Below are 13,369 nucleotides of genomic sequence, written 5' to 3'. Positions count from 1 at the left end.
AGCGCAGGCCAGGGATCGGCGACGCGCCGACACGAGGACACCCGCTCGCTGATGCCAGGGGGTGGAGCGAGGCGCTCCTTCGTTCCGCCGCCACGGTGATCAGGAACGGTGGTTGTTATAACCACGGTTGACATAATATATATCACATCGATAAGCAGGAGCCGCGTATGGCTGATCACGACGGAGCGATCCCCGAGGCCGAACGGACGATCGACTTTTACGGCGACCCGATCACGGTCGCCGTCATGCCGGATGCTGAGGTCTATGTGCCCGTGCGACCGATTGCCGAGCTGCTCGGCCTCGATTGGAGTAGCCAGCTCCAGCGTATCCGGCGCGATGAAGTGCTGACACGGCGCGCAGCGACGCTCGTCATGACCACCACCGATCAGAGTCGTCGTGAGATGGTGTGCTTACCGCTCGACCTGCTGCCGGGCTGGCTCTTCGGCATCTCTCCAAGCCGTGTGCGCCCCGACTTAGCACCCAAGCTGCACCGCTATCGTGAAGAGTGCTTCCGTGTCCTGTGGCGCGCCTTTCAGGCCGATGCGCTGACGGCGATCGGTGCCGGCGAGCGATCCGGTCCCACCTCCACCAGCCTGGTCCATATTCGCGACCTGGGGATCGCCATCGCCCAGATGGCCGAGCAGCAGCTTGCCCTCGAACAGCGCGTGAGCACCCAGGCTGAACGCCTCGACAAAGCGGCGCAGGTCATGCGCGCATTTGATCGCCGTTTAGGCGCGCTGGAAGATCAGCTCCATCCCAGCGCCTATCTGACCGACACGCAGGCCGCCGATATTGCCGCAGCCGTAAAAGCGCTGGCTGAGCTCCTCACGACACAGGATCGCAGCAAAAATCACTACCAGGGTGTCTTCGCGGAGATCTATCGTCGGTTCCGCGTCAGCTCGTACAAACACCTCCGTCAGGACCAATATGCCGCCGTCCTCGCCTTTCTTGCAGATTGGAGTACCGTCGCCCAGGGTCCTGATCAGCTATCGCCAGGATCGGCGTGACGTCATACCGCCCGCGACGTGCCCGCTGCCGAGGGTATCGCGGTGGTTGATCCCCGGCGCTTCCCGACGCAGCCTGCGCTGCGGACGATCCGGCAAGGGACCGGTCATCATCCGGTCGCGCAGGATGACCAACGAGCAGCGCACGGTCGCGCATCGCTGCCTATGCCAGATCAGGAGATCGATGACCGCGACCTCGATCGTGGGGGCTGCCGATACTCGTGAGCGAGAACGCGCTGTGTCAGCAGGAAGCAGCGCATCGTCTGCCGGGGCGACACCAGGATGCATGATCAGCACTGCTTCGCGCTCCGGATGGATACGATCAGCTCGACATAATGCATAACAGCCATTGGATCTCGATTGCCGGTGCCTGTCGTGGGCAGCCGACCGTTCAACAGGTGCTCGTCGAAGCCTTGCAGGCCGATCCGGCACGCTACGGGTGGGAAACCCGCACCCTCTGTGCGCCACCACCCGTGGTGATCGTGACTGAGCGGGACCGATCGCCGTATGGGTACGGCGGGCAGGCTTCTTGATCGCCTCCCTGGCAGCCTGGAGCGATCGCTGGGGGCGATCCCTATCACCGCGCGCTCCGTATCCCCATCGAGGAGCGCGACGCGCTATCCCACGGTGTGGCAATCACAATCTGAACACGCACCGACCGTCCGAGCACCTCGCTCAAGGTCTGCTGGATGGTATCGAGATACGCGGCTTCGATGTGCTCGCGCGCGAACACGTTGCTGGCTCCCACAAACGCCGAGGTTGCATCAAGCTCGATCAGCGTTGTTTCTTGCAGCCAGGTGGTAAACTCGCGCGGCGCGACCTGGGCTGCGATCCGGTCGAGCACGCTGACCCACGTCATCATCTGTGGTGGCGGCGCGACGGTCTGGCGGATCGCCGCCGATAGGGGACACGGCTTCCCTGGCAGCCTGCGCACGTCGGCGATCATCCGCCAGACCGCTTCGAGCGCCGCCACCGTGTCGGGGGCTGGGGGTGTCCCGACGAGCTCCATGAGCGGCGGGAGCGAAGCATCCGGCCACTGTTCGGCAACCAGATCCAGGAGTTGCTCGGCTTTGTCGGGATCGAGGCGCGCGAGCGATGCTCCGACGGCGTCGTAGTGCTGGGGAAGAGCAGCCGGACGGGCCTGCCGCACCGCTTTGTCATACACGGCATTGATCAGCAGGGGGACGCTCCAGCGTTTTGCTCGCGCATACGTCCAGAGGGTCCACGCTTCCGCCGGTGCCAGGCTGGCTCGGATGCGTGAGCGAACCGGAAGATCGATCCCGATGCGCTGTAAAATGCTATCCGTCTGCGCGACCTCAGCCGCCGACAGCGGTTGACCCTGCCGGAGCGACCATCCGGGTGGGGCATCGCCTGCGCCGGTATCAGCGACCTGTTGACCTGCTGCATGATACATCATGCTTTCTTGTTCTTGTGGGATTCTTTTTTCCGTTTTAAGCCCTGACGGATCGATCAGTCGGTCCGTGATCGATCCGTCAGGGGTGCCCCTGACACCCAGGTCATCCCACCCCGTGACAGATCGGTCAGGGGTGCCCCTGACCGATCCGTCAGGAGGGCGACGGCCAGATCCAGCGGCGGCATATGGAGACGCCGTCTGCGGGACGAGGTCGCCGCCGGACGACGTGCGCCGCTCGCGCCGCCGGGCCTGGCCGCCAAGCGGTGGCTCCGGCGCAAACGCGGCCAGCCGCTCGAAGAGCGGGGAGAGATCATAGCCGTTTTCGATCTGCGCCCCAGAGTCGTCATACTGGTCGTAGAGCGTGATGAGTCCCAGCGCAGCGACGGTTTCGCTATAGCGACGCACGCTGCGCGCATGAACACCCATCCGCCGGGCGATGTCGTTGACCGTCTTCGGCGGTGCCGCCAGATCCCAGTTGATCTCCATGAGCTGGAGCACAAACATCGCCTCAGCGTGACCAAGCCCAAGCTGGGCATAGTGGCGCAGGAAGAGGTGGGGCGTTGGCATAAAGCCCGCACGCATCACCGCGTCGCCGAAGTAGGCGGTGATGCGCGGATCGTACGAGCCGCTCATAGCGCGCCTCCGAAAATCGCTGGGGTATTGACATGCGCCACACACACTGTTAAGATCAACGACAACATCTAACCCTCCCCTCCGGGGCGTGGTGTGCATCGCGAAGCTAGCCGGCGGGCGATGCACGGCGCGATGGGTTTTGATCCTGCGAACAGTCACCATGGCGGTGGCTGTTTCGCGTGTTTAATCCTGATTCGCCATGCTAGAAAAAATGCTAGAGATTTTATCGGCAAGAGTCAAGAGCGTTGACGGCAACCTTGCGGATTCTTTAAGGCGACCTTTGGGGCAACTGCGGCGGAGTATGGCAAATTGCGGCAGATAGATGCGCATTCCGGCAACGGGCATGATGTCGGCACCTGGAGCGCGTGACGAGTCGAAGCGGGTACACGGAGCATGAGGAGACAGGCAGAGCGGCAGCGGTAGCGCGTGGCGCTTATCGGCAAATTGCGGCAGATTCCGGCAAGATGGCGGGTGCCTCAGGCGGCGGCTCGTCTTCGGCAGATTCCGGCGAACTTTGGTAGCGGGCAGCACCCGCCTGCGCCGCGCCCTTATCGGCAAATTGCGGCAGATTCCGGCAAGATGGCGGGTGCCTCAGGCGGCGGCTCGTCTTCGGCAGATTCCGGCGAACTTCGGTAGCGCGCGGCGGAAGATCGCTCTGCCTCCTTATCGGCAAATTGCGGCAGACAAGGGACGGCCAGCTACAGGGGGAGTCGTTGGACATCGCTCGTCAAGCGATAGGTCACGGCGCGCGTTTCGCCTAAGCGCAGGATCACGCCCATCTGCACCAGCCCGTTCAGGTCGCTGCGGATCGATCGCTCCGAGCGATGCGGCAGCAGCGCGCTTGCCTGTCGCGGATTGAGGCTCCCAGCCTTGACGAGATGCTTGAGCAGCACGAGCTGCGGCTCGCTCAGTCGCTCGACCAGCTCCATGCTCAGCCCCGTTGGCTGATGGCCTTCAATGCTGATGAAAAAGTTGGCGGCGGCGACGTCGATTCGCGGCTCAGGCAGATCTTCGCGCGCCATAGTTTCCAGAATCGTGCGCAGGCCAAGACCAAACGCTTCGCAGAAGCGCACCTGCCACAGCAGCCGCATAAGGGTTGGATTCCGCGCATGCGATGATTGCATGAGGCCCTGGAGCGGCGCCGCAACGGGCGGTCCTCCCGGCGACGCGACCTCGATCCGATTGGGAAACATCGAAACCCGCACCGCCGCACCCGTGAGCGCATAATCCCGATGCCCCCCGGCATTCACCAGCATCTCGCGCAGGACGACGGGTGGAAACTGGGGGCGCTCCCGTCGCTGCGGCCCTTCCTCGATCGAAAAGCCGCGCTCCATGTGCGACACGATGAACTGCTCTACGCTTCTGATTTGCTCCGGCAGCGTGCCGCCATAGCGCTCCAGATGGCGGCCTTGCTCCGAGGTAGCCTTATCGCCCGGAAAGCGGCCCAGCACGAACTCGGCGTAGGGCAGCCAGCGCTGCGGGTCGTTCCCAAAAAAGAGGATGCCGGCGACGGTGGGCACCGTTTCACCCTCGACCTCCGTCAGGCAGCGGTGGTACCGGAGGAAGCGTTCCGGCGTCGTAGCCTCTTCGGGGCGCATGAGCCGACCTTCCCGACGGGCCTGGTCGATATGCTGCGTGACGTGCTGCATGCTGATGTCGGCGATGGTTGTGCCCAGTACTGGTTCTTCTTCAAACGCGCGCTGCTCGATCATGATGGATCCTCGTTGGTCGCCATGCTACGCTCGCATCCTGCGCGTATGGTCCTTCGCTGTGGTGTCGGACATACCCGCTTGGATGAGCATATCGTACCACAGCTCGGGAACAGCGAGGGAGCGCAGCACTCCGGATGCCTCCGCTTCGTGGGCCATGCTCCACGTCAAACGCGGTCCCGGCCCGCCGGGCAGGACTGAGCAGCGGCGGGACACGCCAACAGCCGAGACGCCGGTGGACAGCCAGTAAGATCGCTGATGGCGGTAGGGTTGGCAGACCGGCAGGATCGATCCGGTACGATTCCCCTGGCTCGGCGCGTCGACCCGCGACAGATGGCAGACCGCCATCCGCTTCACGAAGCGTAACGGGCTGCACGAAACGGCTACATAGCCGCGCGTCGTTTCCTGCGACGTGTGGGGCGGTCGCTTGCCGCGCGCTCTGCTGTGGCCTTGGAATACATCTCAAGGTTGCTTTGAGTGGCGCGCGCGGCCCATCCACCGCTGCACAGAGGCGGCGTACGTCTGGTATTCAGCACCAAACTTCGTGGCGAGATACCGCTCTTCCGGCGTGATGAGCAGATAGTGGCAGGCGAGGATCGCTGGCAGGAGCAGCACGACGATCCACGGAAGGTTGAGGACCAGGGCAATCCCCACGAGAAGGCACATGCCGCCGAGGTAGAGGGGGTTGCGTGAGATCGAGAAAACACCGGTGGTGACAAGCGTGCTGGTCGGAAGCCCTGGGTCAGTCGGTTGCCCACGCTGGGCCAACTCCCGCCGCGCAAGGACGACCAGGGTGGCACCCGCAAGGATGAGCGCAACGCCCACGACCATCATCGTGCGCGTGAGGACCCCATGTGGCAAGACAAGCGGAACCATCAGGTGCAGGGCAATGGCAACAAGGAGCGGAATGCCAACGACCACCTCAAACATCTGCCACCACCGAGTGTGGGCGGTATCTGTCGTCATCGGGTAATCTCCTTCACCTGGACGCTGGCGCGTGTTCAAGACGCAGCCGCCCAAGATCGCAATCGCAGTGGATCACCTGCGTACCACCTTCCCACTGCGATTACATCTAACCGCCCAACGAAGGAAGGAGCGGTTGCATCGGCAGAAGAGGCTTGTGTCATTGCTGCTTGCCATCTCATCATAGCGCGTGCGCCGCGCCAGTTGTATCCGATGTCGCGTCGAGCAGCATATCGGCACGAACAACTCAACCACGATGCCCGTCTGGACCATCGCTTGCGCCTTGCGGGAGCAGCATCAATCCACTCAAGGACGGACGCTGTACGCTGCGGTCACGAGCACGGGGTCCACCCGGCTACCGACCGCCGGATGCTGCCGACCGATCGTTGCCTCATACATCGCTTGCACCATGCGCTGCGTCCGTAGGTCGCCGATCGAGCGGGGCGGCATAATACACCTGCCACACGGCCACTCGCGTCCCTCGGACCACCACGTTCCACGCCGCTGGCACCTCCCAGGGCTGCCCTCCCTGCCTCACGCCATCATGCCGATCCGTGCCGCTCACCGTGCCGAAGATCGCGATGGTTTGATCCTCCGAGATCACCTGCTGACATACAATCCGGTAATCCGGCACGCGGCTGAAATAGGTTTGCCACGCTTGCCGCAGGGCGGCTCGTCCCTGTCCCGTCACCCCGAACACATCGACGCACCGGTGATCGTCGGTCATCAGCTCGCACATGCTCGCCACACAATGGGCATTGATTTTGGCGATAAACGATCGCACTACTTGCAAAGCCAGCGATTCTTCCATCGAACCTCCTCCCTCAACGCGGCTACCGCACCGTGGTTTGGAGCCGTGTGACCATACTTCTCCCAGAGCAGCACGGCCTGGATAGCATACCACTTTCTCTCCGGGGCCGAAAACGCGCTGATGAGCATCCGCGATCCGTGCCGGTATGTCGTCTGGATTCCGCCAGAGGAACAGGTTCCTGATTGACCCTGCCACCGACCTATGCTACGCTCCAAAGGCGTGTTCCCAATCGTGCCTGGAGCACGATCGCACTGAAAGAAACTCTATGTCGGCACCGTCCACGTCGTACCGTCGCTTGCTCCAAACCTACCTCGCACCGCAACGAACGCACCTGGCTATCCTGGCAACGTTGATGCTCATCGATCTCGCGTTGCAGCTGGGCCTGCCGCGTGTCGTGCAGACCTTTATTGATAGCGCGACGCGCCACGCGGAGCTGCGCACGCTGCTGTGGATCGGTGTGGCCTATCTCGCGGTGGCGCTCGGCCAGAGCTGGACGCTGGTGGGCTGGCAATACATGGCACACAACATCGGCCTGATCGCGACCAATCGCATTCGCGCCGACCTGACCATCCATTGCTTGACGCTCGACATGGGCTTCCATACCACGCGCACGCCCGGTGAGCTGATCGAACGTGTGGACGGCGATGTGAGCAAGCTCCAAAACTTCCTGTCGCAGTTCGCGGTGCAGGTCATCCTCAACGGCGTGCTCCTGGCGGGCGTGGTTGCGCTGCTCTTCCTCCTTGATTGGCGTGTCGGGCTACCGAGCGTCGTAAGTGTAGGTGTCGCGGTGGTTTGCGCCGGCGTCGTGACCAGGCCCCTGGCAACCTACAGCGTCAAGGAGCGTCAGGCGAGCGCCGAGCTGTTTGGTCTGCTAGAAGAACGGTTGTCGGGAACCGAAGACATCCGCGCGAACGGAGCGGTGGGCTATGTGCTGCGCCGCCATATCGAGCGCTCGCGGGCGCTCTTCCACGCCGGCGTCATCCGGGCGCTGCTCGGCGTGATCAGCTGGCGCTCGTTGAACACGGCGATCGAGATTGGGGCCATCTTGTCGCTGACGATTGGGGCGCTGCTCGCGCTCGACGGTGTGTTGACGATCGGCCAGGTGTATCTCATCGTCGCGTACACCACGATGCTTAACCGCCCGGTCGAAGAATTGATGCGGCAGCTCGACGACATGCAGCAGGCGATGGCGAGCATCGCGCGGGTGCAGCAGCTCCTCGTCACCCAACCGCAGATTGTTGACGCGGAACGGGGAACACTCCTTCCGCACGAGTCCTTGTCGGTTGATCTGGATGGCGTGAGCTTTGCCTATCCCGACGATGAACCCGTGCTGCGCGAGGTGTCGGTGCATATACCGGCCAGCACCTCGCTTGGGGTGGTCGGGCGCACCGGGAGCGGCAAAACCACGCTGACGCGGCTGCTGCTGCGCCTGTATGACCCGACTATTGGCGCGGTCCGGCTCGGCGGCGTCGATCTTCGCTGTGTGCCGAACGCCAATTTGCGCACACGGGTCGCCATCGTCACCCAGGATATTCAATTGTTCAGCGCGACCGTGCGCGATAACCTGACCTTTTTCGACCCAACCATCGCCGATGCCCAGATCTGGGCGGCGCTGGACATGCTTGGTATGGGCGACTGGGTACGCGCGCAACCCCGTGGCCTCGACACCCTGGTGGCCTCGGGTGGCGCAGGGCTGTCGGCGGGAGAGGCGCAGTTACTGGCCTTTACCCGTGCCTTTCTGCGCGATCCCGGGCTGATCATCCTCGATGAAGCGTCGTCGCGGCTCGACCCGGCCACCGAGCGGCGGCTCGACCAGGCGCTCACGAAGCTGCTGCGTGGACGCACCGCGATCATCATTGCGCACCGGCTTGGCACGCTCGAGCGCGTCGATCACGTGCTGATCCTGGAGGATGGGCGGGTGCGCGAGTGCGGGCGACGCGCCGACCTCGTGCGCGATCCCGACTCACGCTTTGCGCAACTGCTGCGGGTCGGCATGGAAGACGCGCTGGCCTGACGCGCCGCGCGTGAGCAGAAGGATCAATGCATGAATAGGCGTGAGATCGCGCAGCCAGACACCCTGCCATCGGCCTGGTTCCAGGTCGTGCGCTTGATCGCATTTCGACCGGGGCTCTACATCCTCAGCGCGCTGGGCATCATCAGCTTCTATCTGTGGCCGCTGGTACCGGGGATGTTCATCCGGCAGATCTTCGACCAGCTTTCGAGCCAAATGCCGCTCACCGATGACGCCCACGCGACGATCTGGGCGCTGGCGGCAGTGCTGATCGGGGTCGCGATCGCCCGTTCGGTCACGACGCTCGCCTACCCGTTTGGTGAAAAAGCGATCATGCTGGTGGCCGAGACACTGATGCGGCACAACCTGCTCCGAAGCATGCTGGCGCGGCCCGGCGCAAATGCATTGCCGCCGGACTCATCACCGGGTGAGGCGGTCAGCCGGCTCCGCGATGACATGATGCATATCAGTGTGTTTATGACCTGGACGGCAGACCCGGTCGGGCAGGTGGTGACGTTTGGGATCGCGTTTGTCACCCTGGCGCGGATCGATCTCCGCATCACGGTGCTTGGCTTTCTGCCGCTGGTCGTCATCCTGGCCGTGGTCAACGGGCTGAACAACCGCATCCGGCGCTACCGGAAGGCAAATCAGGAGTCGATCGGGCGCGTGACCGGGCTGCTCGGCGAGGTGTTCGGCGCGGTGCAGGCGGTTAAGGTTGCCGGGGCGGAAACGCACGTAGTGGCGCATCTGCAACGTGTCAACGAACTCCGGCGGACTGCGGCATTGCGCGATCACCTGCTGACCAACCTGATCAACGCATTTTCGTTTGGGGCGACGAACATCGCTATCGGCGTGTTGCTGATCCTGGCCGCACAGTCGTTGCAGGAGGGCCGACTCACCGTTGGTGATTTTGCGCTGTTCGCCTCGTATCTCGGCTGGATGGCGTTCGTCATGGGGATGGTCGGTGGCTACGTGACGAAATACCAGCAGGTCGGCGTGTCATTGCGGCGCGCCGTCGAGCTGTTGCAAGGCGCCCCGGCCAGGCTGCTGACGCAGCACGACAGCGATGTGCGGATGCGTGGTAGGCTCCCGGCCATCCCCGCGACCGCCACGCCTGCTCAGGAGCCGCTCCGGACGCTCACGGTCACGGGGCTGACCTATCGCTACCCCGGCAGCGATCGTGGTGTCGAGGGGGGCACTCTCCACGTCACGCGCGGGCAGTTTATAGTGATCACCGGGCGGATCGGCAGCGGCAAAAGCACCCTGCTGCGCGCACTCCTCGGATTGTTGCCGCTGCAGGCTGGCACTGTCTGGTGGAACGACCGACGAGTCGACGACCTGGCAGCGTTTATGACCCCGCCCCAGGTTGCCTACACACCGCAGGTTCCACGGCTGTTCAGCGAAACCCTGCGCGACAACGTGTTGATGGGGCTGCATGATCGGACCACGAGCGACGGCGAGCGGCTCCAGGCGGCGCTCCACAAAGCGGTGCTCGACCGTGATGTGCCGAAGCTGGAACGCGGGTTGGAAACGGTGGTTGGGCCGCGCGGCGTACGGCTGAGCGGCGGGCAGATGCAGCGTGCCGCAGCCGCGCGGATGTTTGTTCGAGAGCCGGAGTTGCTGATCTTCGATGACCTTTCGAGCGCGCTCGATGTTGAAACCGAGCGGCGCCTGTGGGAACGATTGGCGGCAACAGCCGATCACATCACGGTCATCGCCGTGTCGCATCGCCGCGCCGCATTACAACGAGCTGATTGGATTATCGTCCTCAAAGATGGTCACATCGAGGCGCAGGGGCGTCTCGATGACCTGCTTGCCACGAGCATGGAGCTGCGCGAGCTGTGGCGTGCGGAAAAGGATCAGTCGTCTACCCAGGGCTAAAGCGCCTGGCCTTGCGCCTGAATAGGCGCAGCAGGCTACCACGCACCGCAAACGACTGGCTCGCGCTACCACTGGTCACATCCTGAATCAGCGATTACATGCCCGGCAACGAGGGCCACGAGCGCGCGGCGAGTCTGCTCGGTGTCGGGGTGATGGGGGCCGAGCCGGTGCGCAAAGATGGCGACGGCTTGCTCAAGATACTGGTGCGCCAGCGTTGTCTCCCCGTGTGCGTACAGCAACTCACCTAAGCTTCGCAGGCTTCTGGCCGTGTCGGGATGATCCGCCCCGAGCACGCGCTGCCGGATCGCCAACGCCTGTTCCAAGGAACCTTGCGCCGCGCGGTACTGCCCCTGATCGCGGAGCACCTCGCCCAGGCTATGGAAGCTCCGCGCGGTTTCAGGATGGTTGGTACCGAGCAGGTGCTCGCGAATGACCAGCGCTTGCGCATAATACTGCTGCGCCTCGGCATACTGCCCCTGGGCCTGCAACACGTCGCCCAGGTTGTTGAAGCTGTAGGCCGTCTCAGGATGGTTCGTACCAAGTACGCGCTGCCGGATCGCCAGCGCCTGCGCGTGGCAACGTTGCGCCTCCGCGTACTGTCCTTGTGCCCGCAGCAAGACGCCCAGGTTGTTGAAGCTCCGCGCGGTCTGGGGATGATCCGGCCCCAGGCAGCGCTGGCGGATCGCCAACGCCTGCTCCAGGTAGCCCTGCGCCTCGCTGTACTGTCCTTGATGATAGAACACCACAGCCAGGTTATTAAGGCTTTGGGTGGTCTGGGGATGATCCGGCCCTAGGAGGCGCTGGCGGATCGCCAACGCCTGCTCCAGGTAGCCCTGCGCCTCGGTATAGTGTCCTCGTTCCTTGACCACATTGCCCAGGTTATGGAGACTCATAGCCGTATCGGGATGATCCGGCCCTAGGAGGCGCTGGCGGATCGCCAACGCCTGCTCCAGGTAGCCCTGGGCTTCAGGATAGACTCCGAGCTGCCAGAGATGATAGCCCAGCGCATTGCCTAACGCCGCAGAACGGGCATCCGCACGCGGCTGGGCTGCCCCGGCCATCCAGCGCAGATGGGGCTGGACCGCCAGCACAGACCGGGGATTCTGACTCGCGTTGAGCTCGTCAATCACGCGCAGCATCGTGGCTTCTACCGCCGCCCGGGCGGTGGCATCGACCAGCAGCGCATGAGCAAAGGTTGCCACCAGGCGGTGCAGACGCAGCGCGCCCTCCGCCGTGATGTCCAGCAGCCCGAGGTCGACGAGGCGCGTGAGGGCGTCTTCGGCCAGGAACCTGCGATCGGGGTCATCACCGAACCGATCAAGCGTTTGGAGCAGTAAGGAGCGCGGCACCGGCTCACCCGGCGCGAAGCAGGCGGCGTGCGCCAGGAGCGTGCGCGCCAGCGCATCGGTCGGATCGGCAGGATCGAGGCGTTCGTAGCTCTGCGCGAAGGTCCGCGCCACATGCTGCACATGCAGCGTTGGCGAGACGCCTGCTGCCTGGAGGGAGCGATCGTCGAGCAGCGTCGGACCCTGGAGCCGCTCGAGATAGTGGGCCGGCGTGATCGCATGGCGGTATTTCGCCAGAAAGCTGCCCGCCAGATGCAGCGCCAATGGCAGATCGCCCAGTGCCGCGCCAATCCGCTCCAGGTCGGCATCGTCCGCCGCCAGATCAGGGCGGAACTGGCGGAGCAGCATAAGACTTTCGGCGCGCGGCAGCACATCGAGCGGGCAGGTCTGCACGCCGAGCGCGGCGTCCCAGTGATGGCGGCGGCTGGTGATGAGCACCCGACAGCCGCCATGCGTGGGCCGCCACTGAAGGAGCAGCGCTTCGTCCTCGCAGGTATCGAAGACCAGCAGGCGCGGGAGTGGCTGTTTCCAGGCCGCGAGCACCCGCTGCACCTGCGTATCGAGCGGCAACGTGTCAAACTCCGGGCTGAGATCCATACCGTCACCCCCACCACAGGCCGCCACTTCCGCAGGGATGGCAGCCGGATCGGCGAAGCTCAGCCAGAACACACCGCCTGCAAAGGCGTGCCCGTAGCGATGGACAAACTCACAGGCGAGCTGCGTCTTGCCGATGCCGCCCAGGCCCGTTGCAGCAGCAATCTCTAGGTGCCCCGTGGCACCGGTATCGCCTGCGTGGAGCACAGCCGCGAGCTGGCGGAGATCCGACTCTCGACCCACGAACAGGGGATTGCGGCTCAGCGGCATGCGCGAACCGGATGGCAATGGTGCGGGGCGTGGAAGAGGACCCGGAGCAGCGGGCCAGCGCTGCGACGGTTCGGAGGCCACGGGCCGGGGAAGGTCCGCGCTGGCGAGCGGGAGCGGTAAGCGCCGCACACTGCGCTCGCCACACGCCACCTGAAGAAACACCGCCTGCTCGTCCGGCGGAAGGGCTAAACAGCGGGCCAGCCGTTCCGCCATGACGCGCGATGGGCGCATGGCGTCCTGTTCAATTTTGCGAATGGTGACGACCGCGCAGCCCACGCGGTCGGCGAGTGCGGCCTGCGTCATATCGAGCGCTTTCCGCCGTCGGCGCACCCACGATCCGAGCGACCACGCTTCCTCATCTCGATCGGTCATGGCACAGCTCCCCAAGCGATAACCCAACAAGCATGGACCGCAACGCATTGGGGGGCATGCGCTGCTCTGTACGCACGGCAGCGCACAGTCCGGAGTCTAGCACCATTCGGCGCCACACCAACGCACCTGCCGTACCAGGTGCGCCGGGCAAGGTGGTTCTGGCTCCATCCCGGACCGGCGCGATTGTCGTCCGCGCAGCCTGGTCGGTGGCGATCGCCACGGATATCACTGAGCAGTATCACTGAACAGTATCACTCTGCTATCACAAACTGATACCACGACCTGGGACTGGCATGGTGTAATACGTCAGCGCTGAACACAATGCGTATGCACGAGGAAAGGAGCAGCAGGCGAAGGACAC

General features: G+C 64.0%; 8 protein-coding genes. 3 read left to right on the top strand and 5 right to left on the bottom strand.

The features are described from left to right. The first annotated feature begins 167 nt into the window (after positions 1-167). Entirely contained in the window at positions 168-1,007 is an 840-nt protein-coding gene (locus VFZ66_15475; protein ID HEX6290589.1) for a phage antirepressor N-terminal domain-containing protein, read from the top strand. A gap of 574 nt (positions 1,008-1,581) precedes the next feature. Here the strand turns inward: VFZ66_15475 and VFZ66_15470 are convergent. The 4 genes from VFZ66_15470 to VFZ66_15455 all read right to left on the bottom strand — a co-directional run bounded on the left by VFZ66_15470 (position 1,582) and on the right by VFZ66_15455 (position 6,534). Further along, positions 1,582-3,051 carry a DnaA N-terminal domain-containing protein gene (locus VFZ66_15470; GenBank protein ID HEX6290588.1) on the bottom strand — a complete coding sequence of 490 codons (1,470 nt, stop codon included), beginning with the start codon at positions 3,049-3,051 and terminating at the stop codon, positions 1,582-1,584. Positions 3,052-3,749: 698 nt separating this feature from the next. After that, positions 3,750-4,763, bottom strand: coding sequence for an ATP-binding protein (locus tag VFZ66_15465; protein HEX6290587.1), 1,014 nt, complete (start codon positions 4,761-4,763; stop codon positions 3,750-3,752). Between the two features lie 459 nt (positions 4,764-5,222). After that, a complete protein-coding gene (locus VFZ66_15460; GenBank protein HEX6290586.1) occupies positions 5,223-5,726 on the bottom strand; it encodes an isoprenylcysteine carboxylmethyltransferase family protein in 504 nt (167 codons plus the stop codon). 388 nt (positions 5,727-6,114) lie between these two features. Further along, positions 6,115-6,534 (bottom strand): nuclear transport factor 2 family protein, encoded by a 420-nt coding sequence (locus VFZ66_15455; protein ID HEX6290585.1) that lies wholly within the window; start codon positions 6,532-6,534, stop codon positions 6,115-6,117. 352 nt (positions 6,535-6,886) lie between these two features. Between VFZ66_15455 and VFZ66_15450 the strand changes: the two genes are divergently transcribed. After that, a complete protein-coding gene (locus VFZ66_15450) occupies positions 6,887-8,548 on the top strand; it encodes an ABC transporter ATP-binding protein (protein ID HEX6290584.1) in 1,662 nt (553 codons plus the stop codon). 30 nt (positions 8,549-8,578) lie between these two features. After that, complete coding sequence (locus VFZ66_15445) at positions 8,579-10,426, top strand: ABC transporter ATP-binding protein (protein HEX6290583.1); 1,848 nt, start codon at positions 8,579-8,581, stop codon at positions 10,424-10,426. 65 nt (positions 10,427-10,491) lie between these two features. Here VFZ66_15445 and fxsT read toward each other — a convergent pair whose 3' ends face one another. Further along, a complete protein-coding gene (gene fxsT, locus VFZ66_15440) occupies positions 10,492-13,008 on the bottom strand; it encodes an FxSxx-COOH system tetratricopeptide repeat protein (GenBank protein HEX6290582.1) in 2,517 nt (838 codons plus the stop codon). Positions 13,009-13,369 lie beyond the last annotated feature (361 nt).

The organism is Herpetosiphonaceae bacterium (assembly GCA_036374795.1).
Classification (GTDB): Bacteria; Chloroflexota; Chloroflexia; order Chloroflexales; family Kallotenuaceae; genus LB3-1.
Note: the sequence above shows the minus strand (reverse complement) of the source record. Positions and strands in the feature narration are given on the sequence as shown.